Annotated in this window: 11 protein-coding genes and 1 pseudogene; 7 read left to right on the top strand and 5 right to left on the bottom strand. The window is 63.9% G+C overall.

Annotation, left to right across the window (positions count from 1 at the left end):
• Positions 1-63: 63 nt before the first annotated feature.
• Complete coding sequence (locus J2X76_RS20070) at positions 64-2,391, bottom strand: NADP-dependent malic enzyme (protein ID WP_113129565.1); 2,328 nt, start codon at positions 2,389-2,391, stop codon at positions 64-66.
• Between the two features lie 232 nt (positions 2,392-2,623).
• Between J2X76_RS20070 and J2X76_RS20065 the strand changes: the two genes are divergently transcribed.
• Together J2X76_RS20065 and J2X76_RS20060 are read left to right on the top strand one after the other, a co-directional pair.
• Complete coding sequence (locus J2X76_RS20065; protein WP_310219373.1) at positions 2,624-3,427, top strand: UDP-2,3-diacylglucosamine diphosphatase; 804 nt, start codon at positions 2,624-2,626, stop codon at positions 3,425-3,427.
• A 107-nt stretch (positions 3,428-3,534) separates the two neighbouring features.
• The gene (locus J2X76_RS20060; RefSeq protein WP_310219055.1) at positions 3,535-4,722 is read left to right on the top strand and encodes an MFS transporter; all 1,188 of its coding nucleotides are present in this window, start codon (positions 3,535-3,537) and stop codon (positions 4,720-4,722) included.
• On the opposite strand, the pseudogene J2X76_RS20055 reads toward J2X76_RS20060, so the two are convergent.
• Together J2X76_RS20055 and J2X76_RS20050 are read right to left on the bottom strand one after the other, a co-directional pair.
• Positions 4,692-4,880 (bottom strand): annotated as a pseudogene (locus J2X76_RS20055) (dipeptide epimerase); the annotation flags it as partial. The gene J2X76_RS20060 and the pseudogene J2X76_RS20055 overlap by 31 nt on opposite strands.
• A gap of 31 nt (positions 4,881-4,911) precedes the next feature.
• Positions 4,912-6,069, bottom strand: coding sequence for an epoxide hydrolase (locus J2X76_RS20050; protein ID WP_310219054.1), 1,158 nt, complete (start codon positions 6,067-6,069; stop codon positions 4,912-4,914).
• Positions 6,070-6,278: 209 nt separating this feature from the next.
• Here J2X76_RS20050 and J2X76_RS20045 point away from each other — a divergent pair, with 209 nt between their 5' ends.
• The 5 genes from J2X76_RS20045 (at position 6,279) to J2X76_RS20025 (ending at position 11,522) form a co-directional block, all read left to right on the top strand.
• Positions 6,279-7,166 carry a LysR family transcriptional regulator gene (locus tag J2X76_RS20045; RefSeq protein WP_310219053.1) on the top strand — a complete coding sequence of 296 codons (888 nt, stop codon included), beginning with the start codon at positions 6,279-6,281 and terminating at the stop codon, positions 7,164-7,166.
• A 370-nt stretch (positions 7,167-7,536) separates the two neighbouring features.
• Positions 7,537-8,646: an MlaE family lipid ABC transporter permease subunit gene (locus J2X76_RS20040; RefSeq protein WP_310219371.1), complete on the top strand. Its 1,110-nt coding sequence runs from the start codon at positions 7,537-7,539 to the stop codon at positions 8,644-8,646.
• On the top strand, positions 8,646-9,491 hold the full coding sequence (locus tag J2X76_RS20035) for an ABC transporter ATP-binding protein (RefSeq protein ID WP_310219052.1): 846 nt from the start codon (positions 8,646-8,648) through the stop codon (positions 9,489-9,491). Before J2X76_RS20040 ends, J2X76_RS20035 begins: the two co-directional genes overlap by 1 nt.
• 8 nt (positions 9,492-9,499) lie before the next feature.
• A complete protein-coding gene (locus tag J2X76_RS20030) occupies positions 9,500-10,870 on the top strand; it encodes an MlaD family protein (RefSeq protein WP_310219050.1) in 1,371 nt (456 codons plus the stop codon).
• A 34-nt stretch (positions 10,871-10,904) separates the two neighbouring features.
• Positions 10,905-11,522, top strand: coding sequence for an ABC-type transport auxiliary lipoprotein family protein (locus J2X76_RS20025; protein ID WP_113129571.1), 618 nt, complete (start codon positions 10,905-10,907; stop codon positions 11,520-11,522).
• A 35-nt stretch (positions 11,523-11,557) separates the two neighbouring features.
• Here the strand turns inward: J2X76_RS20025 and J2X76_RS20020 are convergent, their stop codons facing one another.
• Positions 11,558-11,896: a hypothetical protein gene (locus tag J2X76_RS20020; RefSeq protein ID WP_310219049.1), complete on the bottom strand. Its 339-nt coding sequence runs from the start codon at positions 11,894-11,896 to the stop codon at positions 11,558-11,560.
• A 90-nt stretch (positions 11,897-11,986) separates the two neighbouring features.
• Positions 11,987-18,394 (bottom strand): hypothetical protein, encoded by a 6,408-nt coding sequence (locus J2X76_RS20015; protein WP_310219048.1) that lies wholly within the window; start codon positions 18,392-18,394, stop codon positions 11,987-11,989.
• Positions 18,395-18,493 lie beyond the last annotated feature (99 nt).

Raw genomic sequence — 18,493 nt, 5'->3', positions numbered from 1 at the left:
TCGACGACAGGGGTTTGAGCCCCTGTTTCAGGGCTCAAACCGGGTCTCTAATAGATCTGCAACTCAGGATTGAAATTGCAGATTGGGCTGCGATGCTTCGACGACGGCGAGCGCCGCCATGTTCACCACGCCGCGTGACGTGACCGAGGACGACAGGATATGCGCCGGCTGGGCCGCGCCGAGCAGGATCGGCCCGACATGCAGCGCGTCCGTCATGTTGCGGACGATACCGAGCGATATGTTTGCCGCGTCGAGATTCGGGAAGACGAGCAGGTTGGCTTCGCCGGTGAGCGAGCTGTTCGGCATGGCCCGCTTGCGCACGATTTCCGACAGCGCCGAACCGCCCTGCATTTCGCCGTCCACTTCCAGCTCCGGCGCCCGCTGGCGTACCAGCTTCAAGGCGGCCCGCATCTTCTGGGCACTTTCCGAATCGCGCGAGCCGAAGTTCGAATGGCAGATCAGCGCCGCCTTCGGGGTAATGCCGAATCGGCGGATTTCCTCGGCCGCCAGGACCGTGATCTCGGCGATCTCCTGCGCGGACGGATTGTAGTTCACGAAGGTGTCGGTGAAGAACATCGCGCCGCGCTGGGAAATGACAAGGCTGAGGCCCGAGAAGGCGCAGACGTCCGGGCGCTTGCCGATGATCTGGTTCACGTCGTTGAGATGTTTGTCGTAACGGCCTTCGACGCCGCAGATCAGCGCGTCCGCATCGCCGCGCTTGACCGCCAGCGCGCCGATCACCGTGTTGTTGGTGCGCACGATGGTGCGCGCCGCTTCCGGATTGATGCCTTCGCGGCCGACCAGTGCGAAATATTCGTCGACATAGTCGCGGTAGCGCGGATCGTCTTCCGGGTTGACCACGGCGAAGTCGACATTCGGGCGAATGCGGATGCCGAAGCGGGCAAGCCGCGCCTCGATGACCGAGGGACGGCCGATCAGGATCGGGGTTGCGGTCTTTTCCTCGAGCAGGACCTGGGCGGCGCGCAGCACGCGCTCGTCCTCGCCTTCCGCGAAGATCACCCGGTTCCTTTCCGAAACCTTGGCGGCGCTGAAGATCGGCTTCATCACGAAACCGGAACGCCAGACGAAGCGGTTCAGCTGGTCGAGATAAGCCTCGAAATCATGGATCGGCCGCGAGGCGACACCGGTTTCGGCGGCAGCCCTGGCAACCGCCGGCGCGATGCGCAGGATGAGGCGCGGATCGAAGGGCGAGGGGATCAGGTAGTCGGCGCCGAAAATCGGCGTCTCGCCGGAATAGGCCCGCGCCGCGACGTCGGAAACTTCCTCGCGGGCCAAAGCTGCGATCGCCTTGACCGCTGCCATCTTCATTTCCTCGTTGATCGTCCGGGCACCGCAATCGAGCGCGCCGCGGAAGATGTAGGGGAAACACAGCACGTTGTTGACCTGGTTCGGGAAGTCCGAACGGCCGGTGCAGATCATCGCGTCCGGGCGCGCGGCGCGGGCGAGCTCCGGCATGATTTCCGGCGTCGGGTTGGCAAGCGCCATGATCAGCGGCTTTTCGGCCATCTGGACCAGCAGTTCGGGCTTCAGCACGCCGGCGGCGGACAGGCCGAGGAACACGTCGGCACCGCCGATGCTGTCGGCAAGCACCCGCTTGTCGCTCTTCTGGGCGTAGATTTCCTTCCACTCGTCCATCAGCGTGTTGCGCCCGTCATAAACGAGGCCTTCGATGTCGTGGACCCAGATATTCTCCTTCTTCGCGCCGAGCGAGACGAGGAGATGCAGGCAGGCGAGCGCCGCGGCACCCGCGCCCGACGTGACGATCTTGACGTCGGATATGTTCTTGCCGGCAAGTTCCAGCCCGTTCAGGATCGCGGCGGCGACGATGATCGCGGTGCCGTGCTGGTCGTCGTGGAAGACCGGGATGTTCATCTTTTCGCGCAGCCGGCGCTCGACTTCGAAACATTCCGGCGACTTGATGTCTTCGAGGTTGATGCCGCCGAAGGTGGGTTCCAGCGCCGAGACGGTCGAAACCATCGCCTCGATGCCGGGCGCCTCGATCTCGATATCGAACACGTCGATGCCGGCGAATTTCTTGAAGAGGACCGCCTTGCCTTCCATGACCGGCTTGGAGGCCAGCGGACCGATATTGCCGAGACCGAGCACGGCCGAGCCGTTGGAAATGACGGCGACGAGATTGGCGCGGGCGGTATAATCCGCCGCCATGTCCGGATTGTCGCGGATCGCCAGGCAGGGCGCTGCAACGCCCGGGGAATAGGCGAGCGCCAGGTCGCGCTGGTTGCCGAGCGGCTTGGTCGCCTGGATCTCCAGCTTGCCGGGACGTGGGTAGCGGTGGAAGAACAGCGCCTGTTCGTCGAGATCGGCATTGACCGGCATGGTCGGCGCCTTCGGTTTGTCCTGCGCGTTCATCGTTCCTCCTGGCTTGCTTGTTTTGTCTTTGAGGGGTCGAAAGGAGAGACCTCTCATTACATCAATCGACCAGAAGCGACAGCAGGTAATTTGCGGTCATGGCGGAAATTGGAACATGGCCGGTCGGGCGTCGTGATCCGCCTTTCCCGGCCCCTGTCATCATCCTGAAACACGAGTCTGGTTTTGAAGCCCCTAGAAGCGGCAGCGAAAGGACGACTTCGTGACCGGTGAGATGGATACACGGCATTTCAGAACGCTCTTCATTTCGGACGTTCACCTGGGCTCCAAGGCGGCCCGAACGGATTTTCTCCTGGATTTCCTGCGCTATCATGAAGCGGAGACCATCTTCCTGGTCGGCGACATCGTCGATGGCTGGCGGCTGAAGCGCAACTGGTACTGGCCGCAGGGCTGCAACGACGTGGTCCAGAAGCTGCTGCGCAAGGCGCGCAAGGGCACCCGCATCGTCTACATCCCCGGCAACCACGACGAATTCCTGCGTTCCTTCCCCGGCACCCATTTCGGTGGCATCGAAGTTGCCGAGCGCGAAATCTACGAAATGGCCGACGGCAAGAAATACCTGATCCTGCATGGCGACGAATTCGACGTCGTGGTCCGCAATGCGCGCCTGCTCGCCTATCTCGGCGACTGGGCCTATGACGCGGCCATCGTCATCAATATCGGCCTTGCCGCCATCCGCCGTCGCCTCGGCATGCCCTACTGGTCGTTCTCGGCCTGGGCCAAGCTGCAGGTCAAGCACGCCGTGAACTTCATCGGCGAGTTCCAGCGGGTCGTCGCCGACGAAGCCCGCCGTAACAATGTCGATGGCGTCATCTGCGGCCACATCCATCACGCCGTGATGGAAGACATCGACGGCATCCACTACGTCAATACCGGCGACTGGGTGGAAAGCTGCACGGCGATCGCCGAGAACTTCGACGGCACGCTGGAGATGATCTCCTGGCAGAACATCACGGCCACGGCCGAGATCAAGTCCCTGCCGGCGCCGAAATCCCTTGAGGACATGCAGGCCGCCTGAGCGGCCTGCGATGGCGGGCCGGCGGTCAAGAGGCCATTTCTTGCCATAGGCAGGCACCGGGGTGTGTGTTAGGTAAGCTGAAACTTCAGCAACCCACCCGTGAAATCGTGATTCCCTCAAATACGGCGCAATCCGCGCCCCGGTTCTTCCAGTTGCGCTGCGCGATTGCCTATGGGGCGCCGCTCGGGGTGAATGGCGTGATTCTGCCCTATCTGCCCGTCTGGCTGGACGGGCTGGCTTTCACCGAGTTCGAAATCGGCATTGTGCTCGCAGCCCAGCTTTTCCTGCGCGTGGCCGCCGCTCCGGTTGCCGGTCTGCTGGCCGACCGCATGACGGAACGAACGCTGATGCTCGCCTGGTCCGGTGCCCTGTCGCTGCTGACGGCGTTCGCCATGTTCTTCATCCGCGACTTCTGGCCGGTTCTGATCGTCGTTGCCGTTCAGGCGGCGGTTTTTGCGCCCTATGCGCCGATCGTCGAATCAATCGCCGTCAGCGGGGTCCGGCGCTGGGGTTTCCAATATGGCTCGATGCGGGTGTGGGGATCGGTCGGCTTCGTGGCCGTGACGCTTTTGGTCGGCGAACTGCGCGGCTTCTGGGGCTTCCAGGCCATCCCTTCGGCGATGGCGGTCGGCTTTCTGCTGACCGTCGGCGTCGCCTTCGCCGCGCCCAGGCTCGGCAGGGCGGTGTTGCGGCCGGACGTCGACCGGATGCCTCAGCCGAGCTCGCTCAGGCGCCTCGATCTGCATGTGCTGATGATCGGCGCATCGGTCGCGCAGGCGGGCCACGGCATGTTCTATACGTTCGGCACGATCCACTGGCAGCAGATCGGCTTTTCGAACGGTTCGATCGGCGTGCTTTGGAGTGCCGCAGTCGTGTCGGAGATCCTGGTCTTCTTTGCGGCAGGCTGGATCGCCCGCAGGGTTTCGCCCTGGACGCTGATGCGGATAGGGTGTGCCGTGGCGGTGCTGCGCTGGACGCTGTTTCCGATGCCGCTCGATTTCTGGGGATATCTGGCGCTGCAGGCCACCCATGCCTTCACCTTCGCCTTCGTGCATATCGGCATCCAGCATCGGCTGGTCGAGGCGGTGCGCGAGGACCAGGAAGCCTCGATGCAGGGCGCCTATGTGTTTTACAACGGCGTTTTCCTGGCGCTGTCGACGGTGCTTTCCGGAATGCTCTACCGCCAGTTCGGCCTGACGAGCTACGTCGCCATGTCCGTCCTGGCACTTGTCGGCCTGGCGATCATCGCGCTTGCGGCAAGACTTCAGCCCCAGAGGGTCGCATCCGGCGGATAGACGAGGGATCCTTCGTAACGCAGCCTGTCCGGCCGGTCGCGGGCAAGCAGCAGCGGCCCGTCGAGATCCGCATAATCCGCGTCCTGGGCAAGCAGCGCGGCCGGCGCCATGGCAAGCGAAGAGCCGACCATGCAGCCGATCATCACCGCAAATCCCATCAGCGGCCGGAGCGATCATAGTTTAATCCTTTCAGACCAGGCGAGCAAAAGTAGCGCGAATATCGTTCACCAACACCTGCGGCCGCTCTAGCGCCGCGAAGTGGCCACCGTCGCTCTCGCCGTTAAAATAGATCATCTGCGAATAACGGCGTTCAGCCCAACGCCGAGAGATGCGGACATGTTCGCCCTTCAGCATCGTGAAGCCTGTCGGCACGGTGATCGGACCTTTAGGCTGTCCGCCTGCCGGGCCGCCCGCCTTTGAGAGTTCCCAGTAGAGCCGGGCCGCGGACGCGCCGGTGTTGGGAAGCCAATAAAGCATGATGTCGTCTAGAATCTCGTCAATAGAGAAAGACGCCTCAGCGTCCCCGCGCGTGCCGCCGGTGTCCTGGAACATGGCGTAGATCCAGGCCGCCAGGCCGGACGGCGAGTCCGCCAGCGAGTAGCCGATTGTTTGCGGACGCGTGGATTGTTGCTTGGCGTAACCGGAAAGGTCGTCCCAGAAGTGCTTGGCGTCGCCGAGCATCGCCTTTTCTTCAAGTGAGGCTTCCGTCATTTCCTCAGGCGTCGGCATGACCATCGCGAAGTTCATGTGGGTGCCGACCAAACCGGCGGGCTTCTTGCGCGCAATGGCGTCAGCGACGCCGGCACCCAGGTCGCCGCCTTGCATGCCCCAGCGGTTGTAACCGAGCTCCGCCATCAGTTTGATGTAAAGGTCGGCGATCTGGGGCAGACCACAACCGGTCGAGGCGGGCTTACCCGAGAATCCGAAGCCTGGCATCGAAGGAGCGATAACGTGAAAGGCGCGGCGCGGGTCTCCGCCATGCGCGGCCGGATCGGTCAGAGGACCGATCACCTTGCGAAACTCCAGCACCGATCCCGGCCAGCCGTGCATCATCAAGAGCGGCAGAGCGTCTGGCTCGGGCGAGCGGATATGAAGAAAGTGGAGTTCTTGCCCGTCGATCATCGCCATGTATTGGCCAAAGCTATTGAGCAGGGCCTCGCAGGCGCGCCAGTCATAGTGGGTGCGCCAATGTTCGCAGAGCGCCTGTATCTTCGCCAGCTGAGCCCCCTGGCTGTTGTCTTCGACCGTCTCGCGATCGGGCCATCGGGTTTTGGACAAGCGCTCGCGCAAACTTTCGAGCGCGCTGTCTGGAATAGCCAGATGGAAGGGCTTGATCGTTTCGGTCATGGTCATTTCTCCTGAAGCAGGGGCGGCGGCAGGCATCGCGAGGGCGGCTGCAAGCGCAATGAACGTGCGGCAATCCAGTTCGCCGAATTTGAGCGTGAGGTCAGAGGTTGGCGGCATGGTGATCCTTTCGCCGCTCCTAAGTAGACTGTTCCAGCCGAAAGGATTAGGCTAGGAAAGTGGCGCACAGCGTTCCACTGGAGGAACGAGCGATGAACTTTGATGATGTTCGAGTGTTTGACCGGATCGCGGAGCTGAAGGGCATATCAGCGACGGCGCGAGCGCTTGGCCTTCCCAAATCATCGGTAAGCCGGGCGTTGGCGCGAATGGAAGCCGTTGCCGGATCCGCCTTGGTCGAACGGTCCACACGGCATGTTCGGCTAACCGACGCAGGGGTCCTGCTTCACGCTCACGCCGTGCGCATTCTCGCTGACATCGCTGACGCGGAAACGGCACTGGAGGGACTGGCGGGCGTGCCGCGCGGACGCCTGCGTGTGAACGCCACCCATGCCTTCGGCGTTGGCGTGATAGCCCCGATGCTGCCTGCATTCTTGGCTCGCTACAGCCAGGTGCAGGTGGCGCTGGATGCTGACGATCGCCGCATCGACCTGGCAGCGAGAGACACGGATCTGGCGATCCGTATCGGCTCGATGGCGGACTCCGCGCTGATCGCTCGTCGGCTGCCTTCGGTGGACTTGTGGCTTTGCGCCAGTCCGGCGTACCTGGCGGCGCAGGGGACACCAAGGACCGTGGCGGAACTGGCTGCTCACCGCCTGGTTGATCGCCAGGATCGCACCGATTGGCGCTTTGCCGACGCCGGCGCGATCGACGTGGAGCCGCGAGTCATCATACCGGACGCAAGCGCACAAAAGGTTGTGGTGGAGGGCGGAGCAGGGATCGGTAACCTACCTGATTATCTCGTGCGCCCAGCGGTCGCCAGCGGGCATCTCGTTCGTGTATTGCCAGATGTGATCGCCGCCACGATCGAGGTCCATGCGCTCTATCCCAGCCACCGCAGCCTCTCGGCCAAGGTACGGGTATTCATCGATGCGCTCGCCGAACACATGCGAGTCACCGCTAGTTTGGCGGGAGGTCGCTGACCTGGAAAGGGGTCGGGAGCGGTCAAAAGCTATTCGCCGTGACGCAGACTCTGGATCGCCGTGCACGCCCGCTCGATTGCCGGCGTTTTCCCACAGCGTGATTCGCCACGCCCGGAAAGGCCGTTTTCGCTGATCGTGCAGGTAATGGCTTCGGCTTCGGTCTTGGAACCGGCGATCGGAAAGGTTTCTATTGTGGCTTGGAGGTGACGGCACATGGTTTTACGCGTCCCGTTTATGGCAAATCCCGGTGAGGTGGCTATATTGCCGGTCTCGAAAGTGCGATCAACCGCATGATATTGAATCTTCTGAGAAGCTTGAAGCGCGAAAGAAACCCGTGACGTTCCAGCCAGCCGAAATCAAGGCCGAATCCATGCCCGGCGACGGCGGCGAACGGTATGTGCTGGCCGGAGAATGGCGCGGCCCGACGATCGGGCCGATGCTCAAGGAATTCGAACGCCTGGAGCGGGCCGGGAGCCGGGGCAAGGTCGAGATCGATCTTTCCGGCATAACCGGCGTCGATACGGCCGGCGCCTGGCTGATCCGCCGGCTGATGACCGCCAAGGGCGGCGAGGGCGGGGAAACGGCCCTGGTCGGCGGCGAAGGCCCGATCCGCGAGCTGATCGGCGTGTTGCCCGAACACACGCCCGCGCCGCCTGCGGGCAACGGCGCCAGGGGAAGCCTGTTCGAGCGGCTGTTTGCGCCGGTAGGCGAAGTGATGGTTTCGCTCGGCGGCGATTTTTATGCGGCCATGCACATCCTTGGATCGGCGGTCCGCGGCGCGCAGATGAAACTCGGCCGCGGCGCCGGCGTCTCGCCCGCTTCGGTCGTCACCCATATCGACCGCATGGGCGTGCGTGCGGTGCCGATCATCGTGCTGATGTCCTTCCTGATCGGAGCGATCATCGCCCAGCAGGGTGCCTTCCAGCTGCGTTACTTCGGGGCCGAAATCTTCGTGGTCGACCTCGTCGGCATCCTGCAGCTGCGCGAGATCGGCGTGCTTCTGACCGCGATCATGATCGCCGGCCGTTCGGGCAGCGCGATTACCGCCGAAATCGGTTCGATGAAGATGCGCGAGGAGATCGACGCCTTGACGGTGATCGGCCTCAACCCGGTCGGCGTGCTGATCTTCCCGCGGCTCGTGGCCCTCACCGTCGCGCTGCCGCTGTTGACGATCATCGCCAATTTTTCGGCGCTGTTCGGCGCGGCCGTCGTCGCATTTGCCTATTCCGGCATCACCTTCGACACCTATCTCTCGCGTCTCCATGAGGCGATCGACCACACATCCGTCGCCTCGGGCATGATCAAGGCGCCGTTCATGGCGCTTGCGATCGGTATCGTTGCCGCCGTCGAGGGCATGAAGGTCGGCGGCAGCGCCGAATCGCTCGGCCAGCACGTCACCACCTCGGTTGTTAAATCGATCTTCGCCGTGATCTTCATGGATGCGATGTTCGCCCTTTTCTATTCCGCGATCGATTTCTGATGGAGAACGGTTTGGACGACGCCCCGCGGACCGCGATCAAGGACAAGGCTGACGGCCGGCAGGTGGTGCTGTCGGTGCGCGACCTGACGGTCGGATTCGGCGAAAAGCTGGTGCTCGACCACCTGAACCTCGATATCTATCGCGGCGAGATCCTGGGCTTTGTCGGTGCCTCGGGCACGGGCAAGTCGGTGCTGATGCGCACCGTGCTCGGCCTCCTGCCGCACCGTTCCGGCACGATCCACATTCTCGGCGCCGACTATGATGCGGTCTCGGAAAACGAACGCATGGGGCTCGATACCCGCCTCGGCGTGCTCTTCCAGCACGGAGCGCTGTTTTCCGCGCTGACGGTGAAGGAGAACATCCAGCTGCCGATGCGGGAATATCTCGACCTGCCGCAGTCGCTGATGGACGAGCTCGCCTATCTGAAGATCGAGATGGTCGGCCTGCCGCCGGACGCTGCCGACAAATATCCGTCCGAACTGTCAGGCGGCATGATCAAGCGCGCCGCTTTGGCGCGCGCCCTGTCGCTCGATCCCGACCTGGTCTTCCTGGACGAACCGACCTCCGGCCTCGACCCGATCGGCGCTGCCGATTTCGATGCGCTGATCGCCAGGCTGCGCGATACGCTCGGCCTGACGGTCTACATGGTGACACACGACCTCGACAGCCTTTTCTCGGTTTGCGACAGAATAGCTGTGCTCGGCGAGAAACGGGTCTTGGTGGAGGGTACGCTTGAGGATATGTTTGCCTGTGACGATCCATGGGTGCAGTCCTATTTCCGCGGCAAGCGGGCGCGGTCAGTCGTGGTCCAAGAAAAGCAGCCTGCGGCAGAAGTAGAAGAGTGACCTGATCTATGGAAACCAGAGCCAATTACGCCCTTGTCGGTTTCTTCACCTTGCTGGTGATCGCTGCGGCCTTCGGCTTCGTCTATTGGATGGCGCAATCGGGCCGCGGTGGGCCGACGGCCGAACTGGCGATCCGCATCCCCGGTTCGGCGAACGGCTTGTCCGTCGGTTCTCCGGTTCGTTTCAACGGTATCGCGGTCGGTTCCGTCCGCAGCCTCACCATCGATCCCGACGATCCGCGTTATTCGATCGCCTTCACCGAGGTGCGGGCCGATGCGCCGGTCTATCAATCCACCCAGGCGGCGCTCGAAGTGCAGGGCCTGACGGGTGCGGCCTATATCGAGCTTTCCGGCGGCGCCAAGGGCGAGGAGAACATTCTCCAGAAATCGATCGAGAACGGCCGGCCGGCGGTGCTGATCGCCGAACAGTCGAGCGTCACCAACCTGCTTGCCACCGCCGACAAGATCCTCGACCGGGCCGACGATGCGATCGGCGACATCCAGGGCTTCGTCGCCGATGCGCGCGGTCCGCTGACCCAGACCATCCGCAATGTCGAGACGTTCACCTCGGCGCTCGCCCAGAATTCCGACAGCATCGACAAGTTCCTGAACAGCCTCTCGACGCTTTCTGCGACGATCGACCGGGTCTCCGGAACGCTCAACTCGACCCTTGCCGCAGCCGAGCGGCTGGTGAAGGCGATCGATGCGGAAAAGATCAACGCCGTTGTCTCCAATACCGAGCGCGCCACCCGCAATGTCGCCATCGCTTCGGATAAGTTCGACGACGTGGTCACCAATGTCAGAAATGCAGCCGCCAACTTCGAAAAGGTGGGTTCGGACGCCCAGACCCTTATCTGGCGTGCCGATAGCGTGCTGAGCGCGGTCAATACCGATCAGGTCGCGACGACGATCCGCAATATCACCGCGGCTTCCGAAGATGCCCGCCAGACCATCGGCTCGGCCCGCAGCGTGGTCGACAATTTCGCGCATCGCAAGGACGATATCGACCGCGCGATCGGCGATTTCACGGATCTGGCAAAGAAGCTCAACGACGCGTCGAGCCGTGTCGACGGCATCCTTGCCAAGGTGGACGGACTTGTGTCGAGCGACGACTCGCAGGGGCTGTTTGCCGAGGCGCGCAAGACGCTGGAATCCTTCCGCACCGTGGCCGACAACATCAATGCACGGGTCGGGCCGATCGCCGACAACCTGTCGCGGTTCTCGGCAAGCGGCCTGAGGGACATCCAGACGCTGGTCAACGATGCGCGCCGCACGGTGCAGTCGCTCGACCAGACGATCAACAATTTCGACCAGAATCCGCAGCGGCTGATCTTCGGCGGCGAGACGGTGAAGGAATATGACGGCAGGACGCGGCGCTAGGCTGGGCGTTTCCAGTGTTGGAGAGTGGGGTTTGATGAGCGGTTCGGAGTTCCTGATGCGACGTGCGGCGGCCCGTGCCCCGGTTCTGCTGGCGCTGCCGCTGGTGGCGGCGCTGGTGAGCGGTTGCGGCAGCAAGGCGAACAGCGACACGTTCGACCTGTCGATCACGCCGTCCAGCCAGGGCGTTTCCGCCCGCAACCGGCAGATCCTCGTGCCGGAACCGACGGCGCTGAAATTGCTCAACAGCGAACAGGTCGTGGTGCGCGTCTCGCCTTCCGAAATCCAGTATCTCGCCGATTCCCGCTGGGGTGACCGCCTGCCGGCCCTCGTCCAGTCGAAGCTGGTCGAAGCCTTCGAAAATTCCGGCCGCCTCGGCGGCGTCGGCAAGCCGGGGCAGGGCCTTGCGATCGACTACCAGGTCGTGACCGATATCCGCGCCTTCGAGGTGACCGCCGGCAGCCCGCGGCTCGCCAATGTCGAGATCTCGGCAAAAATCCTCAACGACCGCAACGGCACGGTGCGCGCCCAGAGCGTGTTCAAGGCGACGGCTGCGGTGTCGGGCGCCGAGAACCGCGACTTCATCGAGGCGCTGGATCGCGCTTTCGCCAAGGTCGGCGCCCAGATCGTCGACTGGTCGCTGAAGTCGATGTGATTGCCGGATCGACTTCGTGAACTGGTGGCTGCCCGCTATTTTCTGCTTGCGAAAAGTAAGCGTTGCGCTTCGTTAATGCAGCTGGCCGCCCAGTCTATTTCACGTTTTGTATCAGGCAAATACTGCCTTCGGCCGGCATAGTCGAAAAAAAGAGTGCCGTGAATGCCGGCCACATCGCGCTTCAGGATCGGACGGTTCCATATAGCATGAAGTACTGATGCGGCTTTCTCGTCGGTGACGCGGTCACTGAAGTCTTCGATGACTTCCATATCCTGCCCAGGCTCAGGGAATATTTCCAGAAATTCCTCTTCCGAGGCCTGAAAGACGCTGAAAGTGGCATTTTCCGCGCCGTCTATGATCTGAATGTTTTTCATATCTCATCCCCCAGCGTCACCGTGCTTTTAGATATGAAAAAGGCCGCCCCGAAAGGCGGCCTTTTTGTTTTCGTATTCCCGATCCGGCTCTTAGTTGAACCGGCCGGCGGCGTGGGCCAGCATCGTATAGACCTTGCCCGTGTCCGACGTGAGGTAGCTCTGGGTCACCGTTTTGTCGCGGTCGGTGCGGGCGACGTCGGCGAGCAGCTTTTCGAAATCGGCGATATAGCGGTCGACGGCGGTGCGGAATTCCGGTTCGCGGTCGTACTTGCGCTTGATCTCGTCGAAGGTCTGCTGGCCCTTCAGCGTATAGAGGCGACGGGTGAAGACGTCGCGCTCGCCGCGCTGGTAGCGCCGCCACAGGTCGACCGAGGCGTCATGATCGATGGCGCGGGCGATATCGACCGACAGCGAGTTCAGAGATTCCACCATATGGCGCGGGTTGCGGTTGTCACCGTTGCCGCTGCGCGGAGCGGGGGCCGGTTCTGCCGCACGCGGTGCCGGCTGCGGCTGCTGGCGCGGTGCGGCTGCCGGTGCTTCGGCAAACTCGTCGCGCGAGGCGCCGCGCAGCAGGTCGCTGATCCAGCCGCCGTCCGTGCCGCCGCGCTGTGCCGGTTCCGGTGCGCGGGCGGCGGGCGCCTGTGCCGGACGGTCGAGCGGCAGCGTGCCGCGCAGCGCGTTTCCGGCATAGGGATCGTTGCGGGGCGCAGGCGGAGCCGGCTGCGGGATGGCAACGGCTGCGGGCTGCGGCTGCGGGCGCGGCGGGGCCGGCTGCGGAGCGGGAGCCGGGGCCTGGCGCGGTGCCGAAGCCTCGGAGATCTCGAAGTTCTGCGTCGAACGTCCGACCAGGGTCGAGATATCCTGCAGCGCCTTGATCTGTTCGGCGACGGCACGCCGCATCGCGGCAGCACTTTCCTTGGCTTCTTCCGGCAGGTCGAAGGCGCCGCGCTTCAGTTCGGTGCGGGTCGTATCCAGCTCGTGGCGGATATCCTGTGCCGAGCGGCGGATTTCGTCGGTTGCGCCGGAGAAGCGGTTGATCGCTTCCTCCACCGATTCCCTCAGCGTATCGCGCAGCTGCTCGGCAGCACTGCCCGAACGGCTGGTCGCATCCGACAGCAGCTGCTCGACGTCGCTCAGCGACTGCGAAATGCTACCGCGCATCCGCTCGGAGAGATCGCGGGTACGCTTTTCGGCATCGGAAAGCGTCGTCTCGATCGCGTGGTTGGCGTCGCTGCCGGCGCTGATCAGAGCCTCGCGCATCGCATCGGCGGTGACTTCGGCGCGGTGCTGGGTTTCCCCGAGCGTGCGGCCGATATCGGCGAACGAGGCGTGCAGGCTTTCGCGAAGCCGTGAGCCGACCTGCAGCGAACGTTCTTCCGCCCGTTCGAAAGCGCCGTCGACGAGGGTCGTCAGGCTGCGCATCGTCGTCTCGATTTCTTCGGACCGCTTGACGAGGCCGCTGGAGAGGTTGCGCAGCGCGTTCTGGCGTTCGTCGAGCGTGCTGACGAGATTGGACTGGGCGGCACCGAGGAGTTCCGCTGCCTCGGCCAGGACGCGCGAATGGTCGTCGAAACGGCCGACGAGGCTGCTGACCTGATCGAGCGTATTGCCGAAGACATCGGACATGCGGCCGATATTGTCCTCGAGCATGCGTGTCGAGCCGGAAACGATATCGGCGGAATGGGTTGCCGACTGCACGAACCGGTTGGCGGTGGCGCCGAGCTTGCGGTCGGCCTCGGAAAGATGGTGGGCGACGGCATCGGCCGTGCTGCCGAGTTCCTTCGCCGCTTCCTGGACCGTCGCGGAAATGCTCGAATTGCTTTCCGCCAGCTTGTCGATCAGGCTGTTGACGCTGACCGACAGGCCCTGTTCGACATGACGCATCATGCCGGCAGCGTTTTCGGTCCGCTGGGTGATGGCGGCGAGCGTTTCGTTGGTCCGCGCGGCGATCGCATCGACAAGTGCCGAATTCTCGTTGCGGATCCGCGCCGTCGATTCTTCCGTCGCCGAGGTGAGCCGTGTGGTGGTCTCTTCGGCTGCGGAAGAAAGCCGTGTGGTTGTCTCTTCGGCCGCGGAAGAAAGCCGCGCGGTCGTCTCGTCTGCGGCGGAGGAAAGCCGCGCAGTCGTTTCCTGCGCCACGGCGGAGAGCCGTTCTGCACCCTGCTGGGCGGCGGTCGTCATCAGCTCGATGGCGGTGCGGCCGGCCGCGGCATATTCCTCGACCATCGGCTTTGCCTTTTCATCGAGAAGGCGCGTCAGTTCGGTCGAGCGGCCGGCGAGCATGGAATTCAGATCGCGGGCGCGGGCCTCGAGGGCTGAGTGGATGGCTTCGCCGCGAGCTGCGAGCGCACGGTCGACGGCGTCCATCGCGGTGTCGAGCTGCGTTGCGGTATCGGCGAGCGTGGTGCGGATGCCGTCGCCGCGCGAGTCGAGAGCCTTCTGCGCCTCGTCCAGCGCCTCGGAAATTGCCGTGACCTGGCGCTTCACCAGGCTGTCGGCTTCCGCGACCTTGTGGACGATCGCGTTGCCGGCTTCCGAGAAGGCGAGTGCCACGGTTGCGGCCTGGCCGGCGAGTCGGTTCTGGGTTTCCGAAATCCGGCCGACGATCTGGGTCGAGCGTTCCTCGATCGCCTTGGTGAACTCGGCGTTGCGATTGGTGAGTTCCTCGGTGAACTCGGCACCGGCGCGCGCCAGCACTTCGGCGGAGCGGGTGGCTTCGCTGTCCATGCTCTGGGCCGCGGCGCCGACGGCTTCTCGCAGCGTCGAGGCGAGGCCGACGGCCTTGCTTTCGATCGTCTTGGTGACGTTGTCGAGGCCGATCGTCAGCGCGCGGTCGATCGTGCCGAGGCGTTCCTCGATCCGGGCGGTGCGGCCGTCCATGGTCTCGGTGATACGGTCCGAAGCCTCGACCGCGACCCGTTCCAGGTCGGCCGTGCGGTTGGTGAGCGTGGCGGAAAGATTGGTGCCGGCCTCGTCGACGAGCTGGGCCGCTTCGAGGATCTCGCCGCGGATACGGCCTTCGAGACCGCCGAACGTCGATTCGATGCGGCTGCCGGTTTCCTCGAGCGCGCCCTGGACGCCGCCGACGGTCTGGCGGATGCGGTTGGAGAAGGCGTCGGCCGAACGGCCGATCTCGCTGGCGGCATCGGAAAGCCTGACGGCAAGCGTGCCGACATTGTCGCGCAGACGGTCTTCGAGGGACTGGCCCGCCGTGTCGATCGCGCCGCGCAGAGCGCTTTGCTGGGTCTCGAGAGACATTTCCAGCATGCCGGCGCTTGCGGCGATCGAGGTGCCGAGCGACGTCACCTGATCTTCCATCAAGGTGCCGATCCGGCTCTGGGCATCACCGAGCGTGGTGGCGATGACATTCGTGCGTTCTTCCAGCGTGTCGCGGATCTGCTCGTAACCGGAGCCGAGGGTCGTCTCAAGCTGCTGATGGCCGAGGCCGATGGTCGCCGCGATCCGCTCCTGCGTCGAGCCGAGAACGGTTTCCACGCGCTCCAGCCCGTCCGCCATGCCCGTTTCGAAACGCTGTGCGCCGCTCGTGAGCACGGTTTCGATGCGGCCGCTTGCGCCACCGACGGCCTGCTCGAGACGGTCGCCGCCACTTTCGAGAATGCGGGCAAGCTCGGCCGTGCGGTTCTCCAGCGACAGGTCGAGATTGAGCTGGTTGTCGGCATAGGCGCTGCGGATCGCTTCCGCCCGGGCCGCGAAGGACTGCTCGATGCGGACGTCGGCATCGATGAAGGTGTTGGCGATCGCGGTCGACTTCTCGTCCAGCATGCCGGCGAGGCGGTCTTCGCCAAGCGCGAAGGAGGTGGCGATCTCCATCGACTTGTCGTCGAGGATTTCCGCGAGCCTGTCGCGGTTGACGCCCAGCGCCTCGTTGATTTCCACGGTGCGGCGGGCGAGGTCGCCGCTCATGCGCTGTTCGGTTTCCGAAAGCGCGCGGGTGATGGAGTCCGACTTTTCCTCCAGCATGCCAGCGAGGCGGTCCTCGCCGAGCGCGAAGGACGTGGCGATTTCCATCGACTTGTCCTCGAGGATTTCGGAGATCCGCTCGCGATTGGCATCCAGCGACGTTTCCATTTCGGAAGCGCGCCGGCCGAGCTCGGCGCCGATCCGCTGTTCGCTGGCAGCGAGCGTGCGGGAGATCTGCTCCGACTTCTCGTCGAACATGCCCGCAAGCCGCTCCGGCGCACCCGCCATCAGCGTTTCGATCGCGGTGGATTTCTGGCTCAGCACCTCGGTCAGATGATCGTGGCTGCCGGACAGCGCGGCGATGATGGCGCCAGAACGGATCGCCAGGCTCTGTTCGAACTTGGACTGGTTTTCCGAGAGCGTGCTGAGCAGGCTGCTGCTGCGCTCGGCGAGCGTCGTTTCGATGTTCTGGTGTGCATTCGCGAAACCGGCATGGAGTTCGCCGGTGCCGGAGGCGAACACGTCCTTGAGTTCCCCGGTGCGCGATGCAAGCGCGTCCTGAAGCTCGACGGTGCGGGCGCCGATGACGTCCTGGAGTTCGCCGCTACCCGAAGCAAGCACGTTCTGGAGCTCGCCGGTACGGGTGGTGAGCACGTCCTGGAGTTCGGTGGTCCGGGCTCCGAGCGTTTCGTGAAGCGAGCCGGTGCCCGAGGCAAGCACGGTCTGGAGTTCGCCGGTGCGCGTTTCGAGCGCTTCGTGAAGTTCGCCGGTGCGTGTGGTCAACACTTCCTGGAGCTCGCCGGTGCGTGCGCCGAGCGCTTCCTGAAGTTCCTCGGTCCGCGAGACGAGCATGGACTGCAGTTCGCCGGCGCGTGTTCCGAGCACGTCCCGAAGCTGGCTGGTCCGCGACCCGAGGACGTCCTGAAGTTCGCCGGTGCGGGTGACGAGCGCGTCCTGGATTTCGGTGGCGCGGGATGCCAGGGTGTCCTGAATTTCGCTGCTGCGGGCAGACAGGGCGTCGGACAGTTCGCGCGAGCGGCTGCCGAGCATGGCGTCCAGCATTTCCTGGCCGGTGCCGAGCGTCGTCTCGAGCGCGAGCGACTGGTCGGTGAGCGAGGAGCTGATGCGCTCGACGCTGGACGAGAGAATGTTCTCGATCGCATCCGAACCGCTCGCCACCGTCTCGTTGATGCGGGCGAGGCTGTCCATCAGCTTGCTGTCGAGCGTGCCGGCGCGCTGGTCGAACGCGGAGGTGAACTGCGAGATGCTGTCGTCGAAGGTCGTGCTGAGCAGGCCGACGGTCGTCTGCAGCCGTTCCTCGAAGAAGCCGGAGCGCATGTCGAGGTCGAGGACCACGTCTTCGACCGTGCTCTGCAGGCTCTGGCGGAAGGACGAGCTCTTTTCTTCGAGCGAGCTGTTGAGGGCCGCAAGGATGCCGCCGAGCGAACCGGTGAGCGTCTGTTCGCTTTCGGCAAGTCCGTCGGTGATTTCCCGGGTCCGGGCAAGCAGCGTCTCGTTCAGCTGGCGGGTGCGGTCGGCAAGGGCCGCGTTGAGCTTTTCGGTATTGGCGTCGAGCGAGGAGGCGCGCGTCTGGAATTCGTTGAGAAGTGCCTGGCCGCGCTGCGACAGCACGGTGTTGATCGCCTCCATCCGCTCGTCGAACTCGTGGGCGAGCGCGAAGCCGGAGGAGTTGAGCGTCTGCAGCAGGTTCTCGGTCTTGGTCGTCAGCAGGCTGCCGAGCGCTTCGCCGGCGGCGTTGGACTTCTCCATCAGCGCCGCGCCGCGCGTCTCGATCATCGAGGCGAAGGCTTCGCCCGACGTCGCCAGGCGGATGGAGATTTCTTCGGTCGCGAGCGAGAGCTCTTCCTTGAGCTGGTCATGGGCCCCGGCGATCGACGAGCGGATACGCTCGGCATGGTTGACGATCGCATCCCGCTCGGCGCCCAGTTCGTGGACGAGGCCGCGAACGCGCAGTTCGTTGTCGGTGAAGCTCCGCTCCAGCGCATTCACTTCGGAATGCACGAGCGTTTCGAGCTCGGCGGCGCGGGCAATGGTGCGCTCGATGCCTTCGTTCATCGCCGAGACTTCGCGGCGCACGGCCTGGCCGACGCTCATGATGCGCTCGGAGGCGACGGTTTCCGGATCGGACAGGCGAAGCGCCACCTCGGCCATCGAGCGGGCGGCGGTTCTGAGATCCTGGGCGCGCGCCATCATGATCGCGAAGGCGAAGAACAGCATGATGGGGATGAGGATGCAGACCGCGAGCGCGACGATGCCGGGCGCGGCAAGGACGCCTTCGACCGAGGTGATCTGCCAGAGCTGGTTGCCGTAGATCATCTGCCCGAGCGCGATGCCGCCCACCGCCCAGAGGATCGAGACGATCACCGCATTGCGGATCGACGAGCGCATCGCGCCGCCTTCCAGCGTGCGAAGGATCGCCGTCGAACTGCGTTTGCCCGCATCGTTGGCGGGCTGGAATGTCGGGGACTTGGCAGCGGTTTCGGTGGCGGCCGATCTGTATGATTCGGCGGCATCGTCCTGATATTGGGTCTGACGCGATTTGGTAGTGTCTGACACTCTTGCCTCCGAGGCATGGGGCACTGATCTGGGGCGCGACTGCTCATCGTTGAAATTGATTTTTAGGGCATCTTCCAACGCCTGGAACGCAGTCTCATC

It is taken from the genome of Neorhizobium sp. 2083, assembly GCF_031455615.1.
Classification (GTDB): domain Bacteria; phylum Pseudomonadota; class Alphaproteobacteria; order Rhizobiales; family Rhizobiaceae; genus Neorhizobium.
The sequence above is the reverse complement of the archived record's forward strand: the minus strand, read 5'-3'. Positions and strand labels throughout refer to the sequence as shown.

Excerpts from the sequence above, each read along its gene's own strand:
- J2X76_RS20070 (WP_113129565.1), bottom strand. The coding sequence starts at position 2,391 with ATGAACGCGCAGGACAAACCGAAGGCGCCGACCATGCCGGTCAATGCC.
- J2X76_RS20065 (WP_310219373.1), top strand. The coding sequence starts at position 2,624 with ATGGATACACGGCATTTCAGAACGCTCTTCATTTCGGACGTTCACCTG.
- J2X76_RS20050 (WP_310219054.1), bottom strand. The coding sequence starts at position 6,069 with ATGACCGAAACGATCAAGCCCTTCCATCTGGCTATTCCAGACAGCGCG.
- J2X76_RS20045 (WP_310219053.1), top strand. The coding sequence starts at position 6,279 with ATGAACTTTGATGATGTTCGAGTGTTTGACCGGATCGCGGAGCTGAAG.
- J2X76_RS20040 (WP_310219371.1), top strand. The coding sequence starts at position 7,537 with ATGCCCGGCGACGGCGGCGAACGGTATGTGCTGGCCGGAGAATGGCGC.
- J2X76_RS20035 (WP_310219052.1), top strand. The coding sequence starts at position 8,646 with ATGGAGAACGGTTTGGACGACGCCCCGCGGACCGCGATCAAGGACAAG.
- J2X76_RS20030 (WP_310219050.1), top strand. The coding sequence starts at position 9,500 with ATGGAAACCAGAGCCAATTACGCCCTTGTCGGTTTCTTCACCTTGCTG.
- J2X76_RS20025 (WP_113129571.1), top strand. The coding sequence starts at position 10,905 with ATGAGCGGTTCGGAGTTCCTGATGCGACGTGCGGCGGCCCGTGCCCCG.
- J2X76_RS20020 (WP_310219049.1), bottom strand. The coding sequence starts at position 11,896 with ATGAAAAACATTCAGATCATAGACGGCGCGGAAAATGCCACTTTCAGC.